Genomic DNA, 20,609 nt, shown 5'->3' on the forward strand with positions numbered 1-20,609 from the left:
TATCCAATATTCGTAGATATGATGCGTTACGGAGTTTCGCCTAATACTGGATATTTTTTAATTGGAAGCCCCTAAAAGGATATTTTCAAAGCTAAGGAATGTAGCAAAAAAGCTGACTTCAAATTGTCGAAATCAGTACCTTGGGTTTCTACAGCTTTTTGGAGTTTGCTCTGGGCCTTGCGATCGCGTATGCTAAATTCAGTCTGATTTGAATTATCTTCTGTGGACAAAAACCGCGAACCGTTTATCAGTCTGGCACTTTACCACGCCTTTAAATGGTCGGTCGTTAGCCCCATGCTTCACGCTTACTTTCGGGGCCAGATTTATGGTACGGAAAATGTTCCCCAATCAGGGCCATTGTTAGTAGTGAGTAATCACGCTAGTTATTTTGACCCGCCAATTGTCTCCAACTGTGTACGTCGTCCAGTGGCGTACATGGCTAAGGAAGAGTTATTTAAAATCCCAGTTTTGGCGCAAGCGATTAAATTGTACGGTGCTTACCCGGTGAGTCGAGGAAATGCTGATCGCAATGCCATCCGTTCCGCCCTAGAATATCTCAATAATGGTTGGGCTGTCGGTGTTTTCTTGCAAGGTACTCGCACCCCAGATGGTCGAATTACAGACCCCAAGAGAGGAGCACTACTGCTAGCGGCGAAAGCAAAAGCCCCAATATTGCCGGTGAGTGTTTGGGGTACTGAAGAGATTTTACAAAAAGGATCGTCCCTACCTCGCGCAGTTCCCATCACTGTGAGAATTGGTAACTTGATTGATGCGCCTAGTTCCACTAATAAAGAGGAATTGGAAGCGTTGACACAAAAGTGTGCCACGGTAATTAACGAGATGCATGATTTAGGAAGATGAGTTAGACAAGCAAGAGATATATGCTTTAGGGAGGTAGCGATCGCACCTTAGCCTCTGTATGTTTAAGGTCAATGTGCTCTAGCAATGAAGTCTAACTTTATGCTTAAATGCAACTGCTAGGCAAATCTACAATCAATTTAACCCTAAACAGCATATGAGCGGCTTTGAAGCCAAGAATTTTTGGGAGCGATTAAATAATCTGGCGCTAGTCCGCTTTTTGCTTTTGGTTGCTTCTGGCTGGGCAATTGTACAGCTTTTAGCTTACTTTGAAGCGGTCATTGTTATTTTTACATTTGCTGCAATTTTGGCTTTTTTACTCAGCTATCCTGTACAGGGACTGCGGCGTTTTTTGCCCCACGGTGTAGCGGTTGGTGTCATTTTCTTGCTCAGTATTGTGATTATAGGCGGTCTGATAATTACCGTGGGCTTAACGGTTTTATCTCAAGGACAACAATTAATTGATAGTATCACTGCATTTTTAAATTCTTTAGTACCTTTATTAGAGCGGCTAGAAGGATTTTTGCAAAGCCGTAATTTACAGATAGATTTAAGTTTTATTGAAGAACAATTGCGGAATCAAGCTGTATCAAGCCTTGTGACTAGTTTAGCTATTTTACAAGGGTTTATGACAAATTTCGTAACTTTTATATTGATTGCAGTTGTGGCTTTTTTCATGCTATTAGATGGAGAAAAATTGTGGAACTTTATTTTAAAAATAGTCCCAAAACACCGCCGTCACAGATTTACAAATATAATCAGACGCTCTTTTTTAGGTTTTTTTAGAGGTCAGTTATTATTAAGTGCATTTCTCACAAGTTCTACTTTCCTAGTTTTCTTAATATTAAAAGTACCTTTTGCTTTGATATTGTCAATAATAGTTGGAATTCTTGATATCATTCCTGGCATAGGAGCAACATTAGGAGTAAGCACAATTACTCTATTTGTGTTGTCTCAAGGTGTCTGGTTAGCATTGAGAGTATTGATAGCTTGTATTGTCCTCCAGCAGATACAAGACAACTTGATTGCGCCCCGAATTATGCAAGGTGCGCTGAATCTTAATCCTGTAGTGGTATTTTTTGCTTTGCTAATAGGCGCTAGAGTAGCAGGATTATTAGGTGTTTTTATATCTATTCCTATAGCTGGAGTAATTGTATCTTTATTTGAAATTGATGAAATGAAATCAGAAGTTTAGTAATTGGTTATTTGTCATGAAGTACCTTTTAGTTAATAATGGGAAAATAGCCATCTACAAATAAACATTGGGGAATGATGTCGGATTTAAGAGCAGAATTAACAGAAATTTTGGATGAGGCAGAGTGGGAGTGGCTAATTCCTCATGTACAAAGAGATGCAGTAATTTTGGTGGCACTTGAGCTAAACTTGGTGGATGTTGGAGTAGCGATCGCCAGTGATAACATACCATCAGTGGAACAGTGGATTGATAAGCAATTGATTGCCAAACCCACGACAGTACAGGTGGGAGAATGGAATAGCGATCGCACTAAGCGATTTAATACTCTGATTGTTCAGCCTTACGTTCTGGCGCAAGAAATAGTTGCAGCTTAATCAGTTTTTGTGGCGTTTTCCATCAGAGTTGGTGTTGTGATAGTTTCTAAGGAAATATGGCTTGTTGTGTCAGTTATTACTTGGTTATTGCCACGCACTAACTGGCTGATTTGGCCAATTAATTCGCCTAATTTGCCTTCGTCAAGTAAAGTATTGATTAAGGAAAGTCCACTGGTGGATAGTAGTAATTTGTTAATATCTTGACTGCTACTACTGCCGTTTGCACCAGGGAATGAGTAAATACGAGTATCTCCTAAAACTCCCGGTTGTGGTGCTAAAGCGGTGACAATTTCTGGTAGTTTATCGGCTAATTCTGGCCAGATTGAGGTAATAATTTTGGCAGTGAGGTTGGCGTTACTAATGGAATTTTCGGCAGAAATTTTTGCTTGAATACCTTCTGCTTCTGCTAAAACTTTATCGCGGTTAGCTGCTGCTAAAGTGCGAATTGCTTCAGCTTCTAATTCTGCTGCTTGTTGGGCGATTTCTGCTTGACGACGACGGCGGAAAGCATCGATTTCCACAACGTTGCGATCGCCAATACTCCGTTCTTCGGCTTCTCGTTCCGCAGCAATCACCGATAGGCGTTTGTTGCGTTCGGCTTTTTCAACTTCACCTGCTGTCTTAACTGATTCCTCGGCTTTGGCTTGTTGTGCTTGTGCAACAAAGCTTTCGCGTTTTTTGTTAGCAATAGCGATCGCTACATCTTCTTGAGCAAGCTTTGCCAATCTTTCTGACTCAGCTATCTGCACTTGTGCTTGTAGCTTTCCAGATTCTACACTTTGTTGACGTAAAATCTCTGCAAGTTCAGATTCCTGTTTTTGCAGTGTTTGTGCTACATTTAGTTGTTTATTGCGCTCTTCTAGGGAAATATCAGCTTCAATTTGGCTTTGCTGCACCGATAATTTTTTGCGAATTTCTTCTTCTTCAATTGATTTTTCCTGCAAAATTTTGGTACGGCGTACTGTTGCAGCTTCTCTATCTTTGGATTCTTGAATTTCGCGTTCTTTCTGGGCTTTTAGTGCTTCTACTTGTAATTTTTGCTCCAATTTAACGCTTTCTTGCTCTTGGGCAATTTGTAGCGATCGCTTTTGGGCATCTAGTTCTTTTTGCTCAATTGTCACTTGTGCTGCTAACTCAACTTCCCGTTTTTGTTGAATTGAGCGCTGAATAATTTCTGTTCGTAAACGCACACCTTGAGCATCAAAGAAGTTATCTGGATCGTAGGTAACACTTTCTAATATTTCTGAGATTGCAATGTTATTTAGAGTTAATCCCACTTTTTTCAAATCGGTGCCAACTAAGTTCAATACCTCCTGAGCAAACCCCAATTTATCAGAGTCTATCTCCGCTAAATCCTTAGTTTTAGCTGCCGCCCTAATTGCATCATCTGCTCGTTTCTCTAAAGCATTTTTAATATCTTCAGGAGTAATTTTAATGCCATTCTGAGATAGTCTAGCGGCTGCTGTTAAAACATCGTCTTCGGAGGCATTAATACATACATAAAAAGTGACTCTAATATCTGCTCGTAAGTAATCTTTAGTCCGAACTGCAAGTTTACCTGTGCGTTCCACATCAATGGAAATTTCTCGCAGAGGTACACGAGTTAGCTGATGAAATCCCGGTAGAACAATACAACCCCCATAGAGAATTACCGATTTTTTTTTAATAAAAAGACCACCAGTCCTGACGAAAGCTTCGTTGTTGGGTGTCACTACATAAACCCGCGTATAAGCAAACAGGCTAAATAGTAGTAATAAAACTAAAGCAGCAATAATTCCAGGAAATACTAATCCCCCGTTAATTTGGGCAACAGTCGGCTGGATTTTGACTGGAAGTGTTTGGGAAATTAATGTTGTTTGCTTTTTTTGTGTTTGAAAATTAATTTGTGGAGCTTCAGCTATTGTGACGCTAGGTAAGGACTGGATGAAAGTTAACCAAAAAAGCATATTTTTCCTCTCACTAAATTTAATTTATCTGAGATGAGTTAGTTAACCATTGTTCTTGATCAGGACTATCTTTGGCAATAACTACGTAAATTTGTGCTTTATGTTCAATGATTAAAACTTTTTCCCCACGTTGTGGTGCAATAGTTGCCCAGTCTGGTATCACAGCACTAACTGTTAAAAGATTACGTTTTGTATCCAGTACATCTACTTGTCCAATTCTACCTTGATTGCCGATAGGAATGTAAGCAGACGTAACAATACCAACGCAACCTATCAAGCGATCGCTACTCGCATCCTCGCCAAACTCGGCAAAAATCTTGCCAATTGGTCGTGCTATCAATCCTCCCATTAATAAACTGATCATCAGCGAACCAAATAATATAACACTTCCAACAAAAGCAGTAATATTATTTGAAGTTCCACTAATAAAAACATTTAACATCCACCCTAAAACGCCCCACAGGCTTAAATCTGTTGCTAGTAACAATATGAGTGGTGCTTTACCAAAACCTACCCATCCCAGAAATTGCCCAAAGCTCAATTCGTTATTGCTATCTGCATCTAAGTCTGCATCTACATCAACATCTGCATCAACATCTTGCCCTCCCCCGCCGGAAATTATCATAAAAAAGAACAACAAGACTCCCATCCCCAGAAAAATCCAATAGGGCAAGTTGGCTGGGCTAAACAGCATAATATTTTGTAAATTACATGTGCTGGTAGTTTTATAGCATCTAATCCATTTGAATTTCTTTTATTAATACTACAACTGTCAATACAAAAAGCTACATTTTTATCTTATGAGTATTTGCCTGAAAAACAATTATATTTTATTTAAAATAAAATATAATTGTTAAGCAAATATTAACCAAAGCTTAAGTAAATAAAAGACGATTTAACTCATACCACAGCATTTCATCAAAAGCTGTGGAAAAATCGAAGTCATTAGTACCAATGACTAATAACTTTGGAGATGGGAGGAATAGCCGCCCACTCAATGAAGGGATCGGAGGGATAGTCGATTTTCTTTGATTACCGAAAAATGTCTATTTTTTTAAATACAGTCACATTGCATAATTATATGAAGTCAAAAAAAATGTTTAACTTTAGACTAGAATAAGATTTTAGGTAGTATAAAATACATCAGTTGATCATCAGTGAAGGTAAGCAAAGGGTAAATATACCTCTTCACTATTGACTAAAGCAAAATTTTCTCCTTTAAAATTTATCCATCTAGGAGCTAGAATTGTTACCATAATTTCAGATTAGATGTTGAAACCTTGATCCAATCTGAAACCTTAGAACTATTAGAATGGCATCGCCTCTGCCAGCACCTTGCCACCTTTGCGGCAACTAAGCTGGGGGCGACAGCTGCGCGTCATCTGAAAATACCCGATTCTCAGACCCAAAGCGAACAGTTGTTAGAGCAAACCAAAGAAGTCTACCAACTGGAAAGCCGCCTCACCACGGGACTGTCATTTGAGGGAATTCAAGATATTGGCGATTCCTTAGAACGGGCAGAACGCAGTGGAATTTTGGCAGGGGATGAACTGTTAGCGATCGCTACCACCCTCGCTGGTGCCAGAAATTTGCGCCGTGTCATTGACAATCAGGAAGATTTGCCGATACTCACTGGGTTGGTTGCCGATTTGCGGACTTATCCAGAACTAGAACAGGAAATTCACCGCTGTATTGATGAACGGGCCCAGGTAACTGACCGCGCGAGTCTAAAACTGGGAGAAATTCGCACAGATTTGCGGCGATTACGCAGTCAAATTACTCAAAAGCTGCAAAATATCTTACAAGCAAAATCTGGAGCAGTTCAAGAACAGCTAATTACGCAACGGGGCGATCGCTTTGTCATCCCCGTAAAAGCACCCCAAAAAGATGCCATCCCCGGCATTGTTCACGATACATCTACCAGTGGTGCCACCTTGTACGTGGAACCTAATTCGGTAGTACCTCTAGGCAACCAACTGCGGCAGATCATCAGAAGAGAGCAAGCCGAAGAAGAAGCGGTTCGCCGTGCTTTGACGGAGCAAGTAGCCGCAGTTAAACCAGATTTGGAAAGATTGTTAGCGATCGCTACTACTTTGGATCTGGCAACCGCTAGATCGCGCTATAGTTACTGGCTAGGAGCGAATCCCCCGCGATTTATCCAGCGGGAAGACAGTGAAATCATTACCTTGCGGAACTTACGACATCCTCTGTTAGTGTGGCAGCAACAGCATGAACAAGGGCAACCAGTAGTTCCTGTAGATTTACTGATAAACCCGCTAATTCGGGTAGTGACCATTACCGGGCCAAATACTGGCGGTAAAACTGTAACCTTAAAAACCTTGGGGTTAGCAGCATTGATGGCCAAAGTGGGTTTATTTGTCCCCGCCCGCGAACCAGTGGAAATACCTTGGTTTGATAAGGTGTTGGCAGATATTGGCGATGAACAATCCTTACAGCAAAGTTTATCCACATTTTCTGGGCATATCCGCCGGATTAGTCGGATTCTAGAAGCATTGGGTACTGGGAACTTGGGACTGGGGACTGGAGAAAAAGAAATTCCTAATCCCCAATCCCTAGTCTTACTCGATGAAGTCGGTGCAGGAACCGATCCAGTTGAAGGTAGCGCTTTAGCGATCGCCTTGTTGCAATATCTAGCCAACCACGCCCAGCTAACAATCGCCACCACTCACTTCGGGGAATTAAAAGCCCTGAAATACGAAAATGAGCGGTTTGAAAATGCCTCTGTAGAATTTGACGAAAGTACTCTCTCGCCTACTTATCGTCTCCTGTGGGGCATACCTGGACGTTCTAACGCTCTGACTATTGCCCTACGCTTGGGATTAAAACCAGAAGTGGTAGAAGAAGCGAAAATTCAAGTGGGAGAGGCCACAGATGAAGTTAACCAGGTGATTGCTGGCTTAGAAGCGCAACGCCGCCGCCAGGAAACCAAAGCGGCCGAAGCCCAAAGTTTGTTGCAGCAAGCGGAACGTTTATACAAAGAAGTATCCGCAAAAGCCGCAAGTTTGGAGGAGAGAGAAAGCAGTTTGCGGGCTTCACAGGAAGTAGCAGTAAAACAAGCGATCGCTCAGGCGAAAGGTGAAATTGCCCAAGTGATTCGCCGTTTGCAGCAAGGTACGCCTACAGCCCAAGAGGCGCAGCAAGCAACTAATGCCTTGAATCAAATTGGCCAGCAATATCAGCCAGCAACGCCAGCAAAACCAAAAGCTGGGTTTATGCCCAAAATAGGCGATCGCGTCCGCATTCCCAAACTCGGACAGATAGCGGATGTGATCACCGCCCCTGATGAAGATGGCGAGTTAAGTGTTCGGTTTGGGCTAATGAAGATGACTGTGAAGTTGCAAGACGTAGAATCTTTAGATGGTCAAAAAGCAGAACCAATCGTCAAACCCAAACCAGCCCCAGCAGCAGTAACACCACCACCGCAAAGTGTTCCAGAAATTCGCACCTCGCAAAACACCATTGATTTGCGCGGTAAACGGGTGGCTGATGCCGAATACATTTTAGATAAAGCCATCTCGGAAGCTACAGGCCCAGTCTGGATTATTCACGGATACGGCACTGGTAAGCTGCGACAAGGAGTTCACGCCTTTTTGCAACAACATCCCAGAGTGAAAAACTACGAACCAGCAGAACAAGCAGATGGCGGCAGTGGTGTTACCGTTGCTCACATCAAATAAAGTTTACTTGCAAATGGTAATCTTGAGAATCTTTAGAGAGAATACCAACCAAGATTTACTGTTTGCGAGTTTCTTTATTAACTCAATCGATTAAGAATCAGCGTTGAACAGGTGAATCGTCGTCTAAAAACCTTTAAAATTTTGGATTATAGATATCGAAATCGTCACCGACGTTTTGGTTTAAGGTCGAATTGGATTGCGGGTATTTATAATCACGAATTAGCCCTATAAATCGGAGCAAAAAAATAAATTGATTAAATAATTTCAGTAATTAATCAATAACTGAAACCATGTTTGCTACCAATTTATTTAGTCAGAAAGTAGTAGAAAGCTAAATGCTATATATAGCATTTAGCTTTCATATCTCTGTTATGTTAATTTAGTTCCTCCAAAATTTGATTTATCTTGAGTGAGTTATGTAAGTTTTCTCCTTTCCCCACAAATTTTCCAATTTAAACTAAGAGCCTGCGTAATCTATGAGTTTTGCCGACTTAGCGCCAGCCGCCCCAGCCACGGTGACCCCAGCCACGGTGACCCCAGCCACGGCGACCCCAGCCACCTCGACCCCAGCCACCAGCTACAACCTGCTGTTCATCTTTGGATAGCTCTTCAAGCAAATCAGATTTAACGACTTGGTTTGACATAATTATTGACCTCACTTACTTAATCAGGTATCAAACATATATCTACAAAAAAGACATATGCTTAATACCTATGGTTTTATTTTTAAAACTGTTTTGTAGAGATTAAATTATCCTAAAGTTAGAAATAAAAAAAATAATTTTATCACTTATGGAACATGAAAAATCTAGCCTTTAGTCACCTTAAATTTCTTGATAAAAGCTGCAAAAGATATTGATGTTTTGTATCGGCTCAATAATTCGGTGTAGCAAAGGAAAAAAAGTGAAGCGAGGTACACACAGTGTCATAAAATTTGTCTTGCACCGACGGGAACAAAGCCCTTAGTAGACTTAAATAATAAACCTGTTGTGTTATTTCTTTCATGTGCGTGGTTTGTGGTTAGTTCTGCAATACCAACTAAGTTGGACAAAATCAATTATCCAATATCTTCAAACGCTGACTTTATTAAATTTTTAAGTTTGTCATCAGTTTTTTGGAGGTATCAATCGTCCTGATGTTGCCCAGTCTGTCCTGAAATAACAGGCTACACACAAGCAAAATTGGGGTGAGATAATGTTCAGCAGCAAGAAGAACCTTTAGCAACAGGCAAAAGATTTGTATAGTAATTATGTATACATGAAGACCAAATAATAAACATCAAGAAATTTCAAAATTTAAAACCGCAAATAAATTAGGAGGTATTCTACATAATTACTTAGCGATAATTAGCGGTTAGCATTCTTAAGATTGTTTATTTATACTCTTGTACGGAGCTAGCAGCGAAAGTCGAGTAAACCTTAACTAGAATTGATAATTTTCTACTTTGTCGAAAATAAATTTTCATCTAGAGTAGGACAAAGATACCTGCTGTTTACCACATAGAAAAAATCTAGCTGAAGCCTCAGGCTCATAGCTATGGGAAACCAAGCTTGATGCTAGAGAGTCTGGTTTCAAAATGGGTAACAGCAACATCCCCTATCAGCTTGATCACCTATGCTAAAAGTTATGCACTCGGCCGCCAACTCAGCCACTCCAAATTCCCAGTGGGAGGATTTAATCAAGCTTCCAGCCCCAAACACAGTTCAATGGGACAATATCAAAACCCAATTAGACTTGGTGCTGTTGGCGCTAGAAACTTTAACTGGGATTGGTTCAGAGGCTATGCTTTCGGCGGCAACTGATCTGAATTTAGAGTCAAGAGTGCCAGACCGCGTAGCTTTATGGCGACTGCGCCAATCAAATCCCCTACGCAAAGGTCAAGGAGGGCGAAAAAAGCTAGATGTCGAAGAAGCGCGATCGCTTGTTCTGATCATCTGCTACCTAGCCAAACAGCACCAGGAATTGATTCGCCGCGCTGTCGGACTGTTGGAACAAATGGCAGAAAATAACCGGGAACCTCACCAGGCTGCTTTACTTGGAGATTATATTGATGCTTTTTGCAACACCTACCAAGAGCGGATGGAAGAGGACGAGAAAATCTCAACGGATTTACTTACCAACCTGGCACTAAAACTGCTTGTAGATTTACTTTTTTACAGTGCTCCTGGTGGGCATCGCCGTCTCTGGCTAGCACTTATAGATCGTTCTACAAAATTTTAGATTTGAAATTCCTCAACCAAAATTCGCTTTGGAAAGTTTGCTAGGTAAGGATTCCTTTTTGATGGTCGTTAGCTTTTGGGCGATGCGCTATCAGTACTGCTTCCTCCTTGCATAAAGGAAGGAACCTGACAAAGTTATGAGTGGAGGAATCCGCCGTTTCAACTTTTCTTTGCAAGCAACTGGCTCAACTTTTTGCAAAATCCCAAATAGTCTTCTTCGCAGTTCCTGCCATGCCTCTATCAAATTCTGTCATTCGTTGCTACACACCGCCTACTTGCACGCTAGAAGTATTCGCCCAAAGCTCACCTCTGTCCCGTTGGATGGGGAAAACTGTCCTCAAGCACCTGAGCTTTGAGCTACGTTTTGATGATCCCCGACTACCGGAAGAACACAGAGTCCCAATTCAAGGCGATCGCGACCAACTCGAAGCCTTATGTGATGCAGTTACAAACTACGTACAAGAATTCCTCCAACAGTCTCCAGAAAGCTTTTGGGTCAGCTTCTCCGGTACCCAGCAGTCAAGCACAGCACTGGATGAGCCGGAATTAAAGTCTTCAACAAAAACATTAAATTCCTTTAATACCCAGATTTCTGGGGCAAATATCCACCTAGAACCAAGCAGCTATTTAACTCATAATTTATTTCTCGGTTCTCTTGCTAACCACTCATCTGGCCCCGTAATTCAACTCAGTCTGCTGCAACTATTTGATTTGGCAAGTGCTTTAGATGAATACTCAACTGATGTTATGGCACTCCCAACTCTCAATAGCAGGAGTTCGACTCTGAGGTTCCCTGCTTGGGCCCCTATTGCCGCAGTATTAGTATTAGGTGTAGGTTTTTTACCAGTTACTTGGCAATATGCTAACAACATTAGGGAAAAGCAACAGCAGACAGCTAAAACAGCAGATCCAGCAGCCCTAAAGACTGCTTTAGAACCTTCACCCTCACTAAACTTTCCCACGCCTGAACCCGGATTTACCACTCCATCAGATAATTTACTAGGTTCTACCCCTCCACTTTCTACATCCAGTTTGCCCCAAGCACCTCTAACAGCCCCTAGTTCCAGTTTCTCTACACCGCCACCTCTATTTCCAAATAATGCACTGACAATACCGCAGGGTACGACTTCAACCCTTCCTACTAATCGAGCGATGCCTTCTCTGCAAGACGCTACGCGAACGGCGAACGCTAACGCACCATCCAGCAAAACCCCAGGACAGGAAATAGCCATACTACCAAATCTGGGACAGAACCCTACAGGAGCAAGTCCCCAAGCTGGTACTCTCCCTCAACTGCGGAATTTGCCACCCAGACTATCTTCTAGCACAAGCAGCTTACCAACTAATATCTCACCAGTCCCTCCATCTATTGGCACTATACCCAATAATAGTGCTAGCAATATCCCTACCCAACCTTCCCCACTAAACTCACAACAGCTAGAGGAAAGAATTAATTCTCTACAGCCACCTTCTCCTGGGGAGAAACCTGCTTCACAACTTCCCTCCTCTAGAACTGCGGATAATAATCCATTCATCGATCAATTAGGGGATGGACGCAAAACCCCTACATCCACAGAAGTGGCTACTGGCACTTTATTTGATACACCCCAAATAGCAGAAGCTAGAGAATACCTAAAAAAACGTTGGCAACCACCCACTGGACTAGGACAAACATTAGAGTACAGTTTGATAGTTAGTGTTGACGGCACAGTTGAACGAATTTTTCCCCTTAATAAGGCAGCAAGAGAATTCGTTGATACCGCTGGGATGCCTGAAGTTGGTCAACCTTTTGTTTCCGCCAATACACGTGGACAAAACGTCAGAATTCGAGTTGTTCTCAGTCCTGATGGCAAGGTACAGACGTTTCCAGATGAATAAGTAAACTAATCCGTTTAATGCCACTTGTAGAACTGGTACAAACCTTGTGCCAGTTTCTATTTAATTCAATTGCTCTTGAGGTTGTATTTTGGAGTCCAGTTACCAAACTGGTCTTACTATTGATACCAGTAAACCTACCAATCAATACAATTACTATTAACACCAATTCTCCAAAATAAAACTACTGTTACAAGTCTGGAAACCCAGATTAAATCTTACGCCTATTAATTATGAATTGGTATAAATAACTCATATAAAAGGTAGGAAATATGCAAACGATTGGTACTCAAAAAGACAGTCCAGCTTGGGTTATTCAAACTTGGGCAGCTTTTGTGATTTCTATTTCTATGACCACCTTTGGTATTGTAAATTTGCCTGTGAATACTTGGGTAAAAGGCTTTATGGGTATGGGTTTAGCTTTTTCTGTTGGCTCAACTTTTACTTTGGCAAAAACTACTAGAGACTTGCACGAAACTAGAAGATTAACTGCTAGATTAGACGAGGCGAAAGTAGAAAAATTGCTTTCACAACACGATCCTCTAAATTTAAAATGAAGGCAGTCATACCAATTTTAGATTAAGATTAAAAGGCTTTACCAAAAAGCTGTTAGAAATTAACTATATTACCAAAAACAAAAGGACTGGTATATCCAGTCCTTTATTATATTAATTTAACGTTTTTATCTTAATAACGGGATTTTTTTGTCTTTAACTTTTGCTTTTTACGCCGACGTTCACTAGCAGCAACTGCCTGTTCTACCGGATAACCCACTACAGGAATTACCTGATATTTGCGCTCATCTTCTAACTTCTTCAGTTCAGTGTAATCAACCCAGTGAATGCAATCAACTGGACAAGTGTCAATTGCTTCTTGGATAATTTCTTCCGCGTCCCCATCTTGCCGAACCACGCGCGATCGCCCGTAATCTGGTTCAATGTAAAAGGTGTTACGTGCAACATGAGCGCAGTGCTTGCAACCAATACAGGTGATTTCATCAACATAAACACCATTTTGGCGCAGAATACCGCCCAATTCCGGTTCTAAACCAGAACGTTCTGGGGCATCCCGTAAAAAACCCCCTAATTCTGGTTCCAAACCGGAACGATTGTCTTCTTGTTCTTCCGGCGACGGCAGAAAATCAGCCATTACGCACTCCAGCGCTGTACTACTAGGCGAATTGAACCATCTTCATTTTTTTGTTGTTCAGCGACTTGAAAGCCAACACGAGCGGTTTCTTTCACAACTGTTTGATAAGCATAGCGCTGTGTTACCTGGCGCAAAAATCCATCTACAGACAGGTTTTGCTGCCAATATTGCAAATCAGCTACCAGTTCATATTCCTTGCCATTCCATCTAAAGCCGATGTCGTAGCCATTTTCCTGCTCAATACTAACTTCCGCAGGATGGGTTTGACCGCGATAGCCGCGTACTTCGCGTGGTCCGGGTTTCCAGTCTATGCCTAATTCAGTCAGAGCATCTTTTAAAGAATCAAGGTTACGGATTTGAGTCTTAATTTGGCTAAAGTGTGACATGGTGGTTGTGAATTAATTACACTAAACTACTGTGAAAACTTACCAATCGCTGTAAGTGGTGTGTGTATTCGCCACATTAGATTGCTGCACCTTCGCGGCGAAATATTCTGAGGTTGGCTCATGATTAAGTACTTGCCCCAGCTGTGCCTCTATTGCTGCTGTAACCTCAGCGCAAGAAGCACCCACAATGCCAGTGACTTTTTCTTGTACCCGACCGTCTGGATAGATTATGAACTCTAATGTCTCCATGCTCTTGGCCAACCACGATAAGTACGCTTAAATTCTACTGCCTTAGCAGAAGGCTACAAATATAGCCATCGGAACATTTTTACTTAGATACAAACTTGCCATTTGTTAAATAATGTTCCATCTCTCAACATATATATCTCAGAATCTTTACAAAACTTATTAATTTTATAAGCAGACACATCAGTCTTTAGTTAGTCTCTCTTAACCTTACCAATTAGTCAAGGTAACTACTAAGCTTGCTAAATAAGCTGCAAAAGCCCTAAAAATAAGCATTAGACGTAGTATAGCCAGCAGGTCAATTCACAAAAATATAAAATTTATTGAAAAATTTTATCATTACCATTAGGTTGGACTTGTTGTAGCAAGGGTTCTCACTTAGGTTAGATGCAGCGCCGGGTATGCTGAAAGAGCACTAGCTGTTTATACCTCTTGAGTACGCGGCAACAAGTAACCTCTGGGTCACAACTAATCATTAAATGAAAACACTCCTTTGGATTTATGAACTTATAGAAGGAGCTAGTTGCCAAACCCTCGAATATTCTCTAATAACTTGCCGAGCCTGATCAGAGATAAATATTGTAGCTGTTTGGACAGCAATCTTTGCAGCATCTCGGCGACGTTGAAACTCACCTTCTTTACTGTGATATTCTTTTGCCAAATATGCCATTTCTCTAGTAATATAGTGCTTATTAATTAAGTGAAAATTACAACCTAATAACATTATCAAAATAGCAAGATTAGCTGCTATCTCTTTTTCTATATCTTCAAACCTAGTTAAGACTTGATATGAATAAATACTTGCATGGGATACGTTACACAACGCTCCCCAAAGAATTTTTAACTCTTTAAGTTCTGGTGTAACAATTTTCTTCAAAATTGCGTTTGAAAAATAAATTGTTTCTCCAGCTATCCACTTCGATATGAGATTATCATTTTTTCGTAGAGAAGCGAACTTTGCAATCATTAAAGCTTCATAGACTGATCGTAGTAAAGCTAAACCTGAACCGTGTAAACCGTCTAAAGTTAGTATTAGGCTTGAGTAAAGAGCAATTTCACTTTTTATCACTGCTGAAAATATTGGTTTTTCTGCATCACCATGCTGCGTCAGGTGACGATGTTGAAGAAAACCGACAAATAATTCAACATATTCATGCTGTGTATCAATACAGTTTTTGATAACCGATATGTGTTTAGAAAACTTTTCTTGAGCAAGAGTTAGGTTGCGTTGACGTTCTTTTTCTAATTCATCGAATCGCATATCTAAACTATTAAGTTACATCACTTACTATTGAAACACCTTAGCTTTTTAATTTTACTTCAAGTCTGTAGTTACGGCATCATCGAGCAGTGCATCGTCGTGTTGTTTCGCCATTGTTGCAAATGCTTCCTCCCACCTATTACGAGATTTTGCCAACAAGCACTCAATTTTTCAATAACTTTTAATGCGATCGCACTTTTAGGTATGCGTGTAATATGTGTAGAAGTAACTTAACTTAGACATCGCTCTTTACTCTATATATGTATATGCAAGCATTGCTTTTGGCACAACCACTCATGCTGTCACCATTTCCGAAACTGAATCTGGGGATGCTGGCTCAAAATCTAATACCATAATTTGCTCTGGGCGTAAACCGACAGATTCGTAAGTGCAGCCGTTGCGATCGCTAAATTCAACCTCAAACGCAGCACCACCAGCTAATAATTCTATTACTGTCCCAACTTGACCACGGTATAAATTGTATTCAGGCAGATTAATTGTCAGTGCCAACCTTCATTAGTTCGCTCCAATGCAGCTTAATACTGCATTGGATAACTGATTTAACGCTATTTGCCCTTACCGCCGCCAAAAAGTTTGTATATTCCGTATCCAATAGCTGCCGCAGCAGCAACAGGTGCAGCAGCAACTATCGCAGTACCAGCGATCGCACCTCCCCCAACAACACCACCGATACCTGCAAGGGTACTCATGATTGCAGCACCAGAAGCACCAGCAGCTACTGTTACAGCACCAGCACCAGCTACACCAGCAGCAGCCCCAATATTTGTAGCTGTTCTTGCAGCTGCACGAGCTTCACGTTCTTCCGCAGACAAATCCGGTTGGTCTTTGAACAAAGTTTCATTCATTATTTTTGCTCCAGCATAAGCTGGGCCTGCTGCCAATACAGCAGGAGCAGCCGCCATACCACCACCAACCACACCACCTGCCGCAGCTAGACCAGAAGTGATTCCTGCCCCTGAAGTTGCTGCAACAGATAACCCTGTAGCAGCACTGACAGCAGCCCCTGCGGCCGCACCTGTCTCTACAACGGCTTTTACTGTCTTTAGGTCTTTAACGCCTAAAGTTTTTTCTACAGCAGTTTCTACACCTTTTTCAACGGCTTTATTGGTAATATCTTCAAAATTCATAAATCAATTTCTCATAATCTGGTACACGATACTCTACTACTAGAGCATAATTATTACCAAAGTTGTAACAGTATTAATACTAGTGGCATTTCGCTGTATACCAAATCAGCAACAAAGAGTTTGAAGCTGCTTAGAATAGTAGTGATAGGAGAGAATTATAATTATGAGCGTCGTCATTCCTAATGAAATATTAACTGCAACTCGGATGACTGAAGGCGAAATGAAGCAGGAAATTGCAGTGATGCTCTTTCAAAAAGAAAAGTTAACCCTTGCTCAAGCAAGCCGATTTGCAGGGATAAACCGTATAGCATTTCAGCATCTACTCGCAAGTCGTCAAATTTCAGTGCATTATGGCGTGGAGGATTTTGAACAAGATATAGAAAACTTGCGGGCGATGGGTAGACTGTGATCATTGTCAGTGATACTTCGCCCATTAATAACCTCGCCGCCATTAACCATCTTCATTTACTACAACAGCTTTACGGAACAGTCCTAATTCCTGAAGCTGTCTACCGAGAACTGACTGATCCCAACTTTCCAGTTGCAGGTGCAACTGAAGTACAAACTTTTATCTGGATTCAAACTCGTCCAGTTCAAGATCGTATACTGGTTGAAGCACTCAGCAATGAACTGGATATTGGTGAAGCTGAAGCGATCGCTCTAGCAGTGGAAATGAAAGCAGATCAAGTATTGATTGATGAACGTCGTGGTCGCATGGTTGCAGCTAGCCTAAATCTTAGTTACACAGGAATTTTAGGGATATTGGTTGAAGCTAAAAGTCAAAGGCTAATTTCTGCCGTGAAACCTCTGTTAGATGCTCTAATTAATCAAGCAGGATTCTGGGTGGCTGAACCTTTAGACAAGAGGGTTTTGCAGCTTGTTGATGAAGATGACACTATTTAATATGCTCTATCTAGCCTAGACCAAAGGTGGTATAGCTTTTATAACTACCATCACGCGTAGGCGTAGCCAGCCGTAGGCATCGCTTTAAGGTATATTTGGATTTTTGATGCTATTTCGCGTGAAAATTTGCTCAAGCCTAAATCACTCAGCAAGAATTTCTGGTGAAAAAACTGATTTGGTTGGGGAAGAAACTAGGATAATGAAGCATAATTAACCTTTATAGCTAAAAGCTGTCAGCCATCAGCCACAAGCTGAGATGGTAAAGTTTGAAGGCTTGTGATTCAACTTAAGTAATTGACTATGAGTACAGCAAATATTTCGCCAGCTATCCGCATAGGAGTACTAGGTTTCGGCGGACTCGGACAAGCCGCCGCCAAGGTACTTGCTGCTAAACAGGAAATGATTTTAGTCGCAGCCGCAGATCAAAAAGGTTACGCTTACGCTGCTGAAGGTTTAAATACTCAAGAATGCATTGCAACCTACCAATCCCAAGGTTCGGTAGGTCATTTAGAACCAGTTGGTACGTTAACAAATCAAAGTATTCAGGATGTAATTGAAATAGCTCAACCTGTGGATGGGTATTTTCTGGCTTTACCCAACTTGCCAAATGACTTTATTCCCTCTGTAGCCAAGGAGTTTATTAAATCTGGTTGGCGTGGGGTGCTAGTGGATGCGATTAAGCGCACCACTGCTGTAGAACAACTACTGGCGATGAAAGAAGAACTGCAAGCGGCCGGAATTACCTACATGACAGGATGTGGTGCAACACCCGGATTGTTAACAGCCGCCGCCGCTTTAGCCGCCCAAAGCTACGCCGAAATTCATCAAGTCGAAATTACCTTTGGGGTAGGAATTGCTAACTGGGAAGCTTACCGCGCCACCGTTCGGGAAGACATTGGTCATATGCCTGGTTACACAGTGGAAACTGCTAGGGCGATGACTGATGCGGAAGTAGAAGCGCTATTAGATAAAACTAATGGTGTACTTACTTTGACGAATATGGAACACGCTGATGATGTGATGCTAGAGGTAGCGGGAATTTGCGATCGCGATCGCGTTACTGTTGGTGGTGTAGTCGATACTCGCAATCCCAAAAAACCCCTCAGCACCAACGTTAAGGTAACAGGGCGTACCTTTGAAGGTAAGATTTCCACCCATACCTTTACTCTGGGAGATGAAACCAGTATGGCAGCCAATGTCTGCGGCCCTGCTTTTGGCTATCTCAAAGCTGGTAGACAATTGCACCAACGCGGCATTTATGGAATATTCACTGCTGCCGAAATTATGCCCCAATTTGTTAGGTAATAGTTAGGAGTTGGCAGTTAAGAGTTAGGAGTTAAAAATATAAAATCGCAAAATTGGAGTCTCTAAATATGCTCCAAACTTGCGATTTTAAACTCCTAACTCCTGAGTGTTAACTTCTAAGTTTTTCTAAGCTGGTGGCAGTTCTGGAGAAAAAATATCTGTCAAATTCTCCTCAAGTAGCGAATCTGGTGTTTGTATAATAAATGGAAGTTCGGCTCCCACAAGTCCTTGTTGGATGCGTTCTAAAGTATCGTTAAAAACGACAAACAGAGGATATATTGTATTAGCTCCCTCACTCAAAATATGACTGTGGCGCAGAGGCATCAACCACTCATAATCATTGTCTAGGCAAACTTGGGTTTGTCGCCAACGTCCTAACAAATCAGAAAAGTCTTCGTGAGCACGGTGAATAAAGACTAAAATTTCTGCTCCTGTTTTGATTTTCCACTCTGGATCGCACATCAAAATTGCCACATCACAGGGTAAGCAAATCGTTTGTGGGGCTGTTGTAGCAGTGTTGCGAAGACGGACAATGGGCAAGGGAATAGTGATGACACTTTCATCTGGACGCCGCAGACTGGGAATCATCTCTAAGTATGGCCGATATTGCTTTAGTAAGGCGATCGCAGCTAGATGATTGCTGTATTCTGCCAAACTCGCTTCGTAGTGAGATTTTTGCACAGTCATAGTTTATTAAATAGTTAGGAGTTAGGAGTTAGGAGGTAAAAATAAAATTTATAAGTTAGGAGTGAAGAATGAAGATGATAAATAGAGAGTTTAAACTTCTAACTTATAACTCCTAACTCCTAACTATTAATCCCCTATCCCAGCTTTTCAAACACCGCAAACATTGGCAGATACATCGCTAACAAAATGGTTCCAACCATTCCCCCTAGAACTACAATCATCACCGGTTCCAAAATACTGGTCATTGCTTTTACTGCTTGCTCGACTTCATCTTCATAGAAATCGGCAACTTTCATCAACATTGCATCTAATTCTCCAGTTTCTTCTCCGATACTAATCATCTGAATTGCCATAGCCGGAAAAACGCTATCTTTTTGTAAAGCAATGCTAATCATACCTCCTTGTTGAATTTCCATGCGGGCTGCGTCTATGGCATTGGCAATTACTTGGTTTCCTGATGTATCTCGGACAATTTCTAGGCAAGTTAAAATTGGTACACCTGAACGAGTCAAAGAACCAAAAGTCCTGCTAAAGCGGGCAACCGAAGATTTTTGAATTAAGTCACCAAATAATGGCATCTTGAGGGAAAGACGATCAATTGTGATGCGACCAACAGGAGTTTTACCGTATTGTGTAAAGGCAACTTTCAGTGCTACAAGAACACCGATAAGTACGAAAACCTTCGGACTTCTCAAAAATTGGCTAGCATCCATCAAGAATTGCGTTAAAGCTGGTAATTCAGTTCCAATTTCTGTAAAAATCTTTGCAAAAATAGGAATAAGAAAAATGGTCATACCGAGGAAGATAGCAACTGCTATAAAACCCACAACCACTGGATAAGACAATGCTGATTTAATTTGGTTTTGTAAGCGGGCAACATCTTCTAACAACTTGGCTAAACGATTCAATACTTCGTCTAGAACACCACCAACTTCGCCTGCTTGAATCATACTCACATATAACCCATCAAAGCAGTCAGGATGCTTCCGCATTGACTCTGAAAGATTCATTCCGCTTTGAACATCACTGCTAATGTCCACAAGAGCTTGTTTCAGTTTAGGATTACTACACTGTTCAGAAAGTACCCCCAGACTTCTAACGATCGCAACTCCTGCATTCATCAAAACGGCAAATTGACGGGAAAAAACGGCTTTGTCTTTCACAGAAACCTTAACTAAGGAAGTCTGGAATTTTTTTAAGTCAAAATTTGCCTGAAATCCTTGAAATTGTTTGAGTTCTTGAACTACAAAACCTTGATCTCTGAGATTAGTACGAGCTTGCGTCAAGGATTCAGCAGTAATTTTTTCTGTTCGGGATTTTCCTTGAGAATCCCGAACACGGGCAACGTAGGTTGGCATA

Annotated in this window: 21 protein-coding genes and 1 pseudogene; 11 read left to right on the forward strand and 11 right to left on the reverse strand. The window is 41.4% G+C overall.

What is annotated here, in order from left to right; translation table 11 throughout:
- Window positions 1-222: 222 nt before the first annotated feature.
- The 3 genes from F8R90_RS03400 to F8R90_RS03410 all read left to right on the forward strand — a co-directional run bounded on the left by F8R90_RS03400 (window position 223) and on the right by F8R90_RS03410 (window position 2,427).
- A complete protein-coding gene (locus tag F8R90_RS03400) occupies window positions 223-861 on the forward strand; it encodes a lysophospholipid acyltransferase family protein (protein WP_196509563.1) in 639 nt (212 codons plus the stop codon).
- A 154-nt stretch (window positions 862-1,015) separates the two neighbouring features.
- A complete protein-coding gene (locus F8R90_RS03405; protein WP_196509564.1) occupies window positions 1,016-2,053 on the forward strand; it encodes an AI-2E family transporter in 1,038 nt (345 codons plus the stop codon).
- Between the two features lie 77 nt (window positions 2,054-2,130).
- On the forward strand, window positions 2,131-2,427 hold the full coding sequence (locus tag F8R90_RS03410) for a DUF2288 domain-containing protein (protein ID WP_196509584.1): 297 nt from the start codon (window positions 2,131-2,133) through the stop codon (window positions 2,425-2,427).
- Here F8R90_RS03410 and F8R90_RS03415 read toward each other — a convergent pair.
- Window positions 2,424-4,373 (reverse strand): SPFH domain-containing protein, encoded by a 1,950-nt coding sequence (locus F8R90_RS03415; RefSeq protein WP_196509565.1) that lies wholly within the window; start codon window positions 4,371-4,373, stop codon window positions 2,424-2,426. The two genes, F8R90_RS03410 and F8R90_RS03415, sit on opposite strands and share 4 nt — an antisense overlap.
- 19 nt (window positions 4,374-4,392) lie before the next feature.
- Window positions 4,393-5,067, reverse strand: a complete 675-nt coding sequence (locus F8R90_RS03420) for an OB-fold-containig protein (protein ID WP_196509566.1) — start codon at window positions 5,065-5,067, stop codon at window positions 4,393-4,395.
- A gap of 586 nt (window positions 5,068-5,653) precedes the next feature.
- Here F8R90_RS03420 and F8R90_RS03425 point away from each other — a divergent pair.
- Both F8R90_RS03425 and F8R90_RS03430 read left to right on the forward strand, forming a co-directional pair.
- Window positions 5,654-8,071 carry an endonuclease MutS2 gene (locus F8R90_RS03425; protein WP_196509567.1) on the forward strand — a complete coding sequence of 806 codons (2,418 nt, stop codon included), beginning with the start codon at window positions 5,654-5,656 and terminating at the stop codon, window positions 8,069-8,071.
- Window positions 8,072-8,182: 111 nt separating this feature from the next.
- Window positions 8,183-8,302, forward strand: a pseudogene (locus F8R90_RS03430) (IS5/IS1182 family transposase); the annotation flags it as partial.
- A gap of 260 nt (window positions 8,303-8,562) precedes the next feature.
- Here F8R90_RS03430 and F8R90_RS03435 read toward each other — a convergent pair.
- Window positions 8,563-8,715, reverse strand: coding sequence for a hypothetical protein (locus F8R90_RS03435; RefSeq protein ID WP_196509568.1), 153 nt, complete (start codon window positions 8,713-8,715; stop codon window positions 8,563-8,565).
- A 970-nt stretch (window positions 8,716-9,685) separates the two neighbouring features.
- Between F8R90_RS03435 and F8R90_RS03440 the strand changes: the two genes are divergently transcribed.
- From F8R90_RS03440 to F8R90_RS03450, 3 genes are all read left to right on the forward strand, one after another.
- Window positions 9,686-10,291, forward strand: a complete 606-nt coding sequence (locus tag F8R90_RS03440) for a DUF3038 domain-containing protein (protein WP_012406938.1) — start codon at window positions 9,686-9,688, stop codon at window positions 10,289-10,291.
- Window positions 10,292-10,521: 230 nt separating this feature from the next.
- A complete protein-coding gene (locus tag F8R90_RS03445; protein ID WP_196509569.1) occupies window positions 10,522-12,168 on the forward strand; it encodes a DUF4335 domain-containing protein in 1,647 nt (548 codons plus the stop codon).
- Between the two features lie 269 nt (window positions 12,169-12,437).
- Entirely contained in the window at window positions 12,438-12,722 is a 285-nt protein-coding gene (locus tag F8R90_RS03450; protein ID WP_190896852.1) for a YiaA/YiaB family inner membrane protein, read from the forward strand.
- 130 nt (window positions 12,723-12,852) lie between these two features.
- Here F8R90_RS03450 and F8R90_RS03455 read toward each other — a convergent pair whose 3' ends face one another.
- From F8R90_RS03455 to F8R90_RS03480, 6 genes are all read right to left on the reverse strand, one after another.
- On the reverse strand, window positions 12,853-13,314 hold the full coding sequence (locus tag F8R90_RS03455; RefSeq protein ID WP_196509570.1) for a ferredoxin: 462 nt from the start codon (window positions 13,312-13,314) through the stop codon (window positions 12,853-12,855).
- The gene (locus F8R90_RS03460) at window positions 13,314-13,700 is read right to left on the reverse strand and encodes a DUF1257 domain-containing protein (protein WP_196509571.1); all 387 of its coding nucleotides are present in this window, start codon (window positions 13,698-13,700) and stop codon (window positions 13,314-13,316) included. Before F8R90_RS03460 ends, F8R90_RS03455 begins: the two co-directional genes overlap by 1 nt.
- A 39-nt stretch (window positions 13,701-13,739) precedes the next feature.
- Entirely contained in the window at window positions 13,740-13,949 is a 210-nt protein-coding gene (locus F8R90_RS03465) for a DUF2997 domain-containing protein (protein WP_012406943.1), read from the reverse strand.
- A gap of 496 nt (window positions 13,950-14,445) precedes the next feature.
- Entirely contained in the window at window positions 14,446-15,207 is a 762-nt protein-coding gene (locus F8R90_RS03470) for a hypothetical protein (protein WP_196509572.1), read from the reverse strand.
- A gap of 294 nt (window positions 15,208-15,501) precedes the next feature.
- Window positions 15,502-15,717: a DUF4926 domain-containing protein gene (locus F8R90_RS03475; protein WP_196509573.1), complete on the reverse strand. Its 216-nt coding sequence runs from the start codon at window positions 15,715-15,717 to the stop codon at window positions 15,502-15,504.
- Between the two features lie 56 nt (window positions 15,718-15,773).
- Entirely contained in the window at window positions 15,774-16,355 is a 582-nt protein-coding gene (locus F8R90_RS03480; RefSeq protein ID WP_196509574.1) for a hypothetical protein, read from the reverse strand.
- 163 nt (window positions 16,356-16,518) lie between these two features.
- Between F8R90_RS03480 and F8R90_RS03485 the strand changes: the two genes are divergently transcribed.
- The 3 genes from F8R90_RS03485 (at window position 16,519) to bioU (ending at window position 18,563) form a co-directional block, all read left to right on the forward strand.
- On the forward strand, window positions 16,519-16,764 hold the full coding sequence (locus F8R90_RS03485) for a UPF0175 family protein (RefSeq protein ID WP_094348425.1): 246 nt from the start codon (window positions 16,519-16,521) through the stop codon (window positions 16,762-16,764).
- Window positions 16,761-17,258, forward strand: a complete 498-nt coding sequence (locus tag F8R90_RS03490; protein ID WP_196509575.1) for a DUF3368 domain-containing protein — start codon at window positions 16,761-16,763, stop codon at window positions 17,256-17,258. Before F8R90_RS03485 ends, F8R90_RS03490 begins: the two co-directional genes overlap by 4 nt.
- 300 nt (window positions 17,259-17,558) lie before the next feature.
- Window positions 17,559-18,563, forward strand: coding sequence for a (S)-8-amino-7-oxononanoate synthase BioU (bioU, locus tag F8R90_RS03495; protein ID WP_190899386.1), 1,005 nt, complete (start codon window positions 17,559-17,561; stop codon window positions 18,561-18,563).
- A 126-nt stretch (window positions 18,564-18,689) separates the two neighbouring features.
- Here the strand turns inward: bioU and F8R90_RS03500 are convergent, their stop codons facing one another.
- Both F8R90_RS03500 and F8R90_RS03505 read right to left on the reverse strand, forming a co-directional pair.
- Complete coding sequence (locus F8R90_RS03500; RefSeq protein ID WP_196509576.1) at window positions 18,690-19,250, reverse strand: hypothetical protein; 561 nt, start codon at window positions 19,248-19,250, stop codon at window positions 18,690-18,692.
- Between the two features lie 134 nt (window positions 19,251-19,384).
- Window positions 19,385-20,608 carry a type II secretion system F family protein gene (locus tag F8R90_RS03505; RefSeq protein WP_196509577.1) on the reverse strand — a complete coding sequence of 408 codons (1,224 nt, stop codon included), beginning with the start codon at window positions 20,606-20,608 and terminating at the stop codon, window positions 19,385-19,387.
- Window position 20,609: the final 1 nt, after the last annotated feature.

This window comes from Nostoc sp. NZL (genome assembly GCF_015714705.1).
Classification (GTDB): domain Bacteria; phylum Cyanobacteriota; class Cyanobacteriia; order Cyanobacteriales; family Nostocaceae; genus Nostoc; species Nostoc foliaceum_A.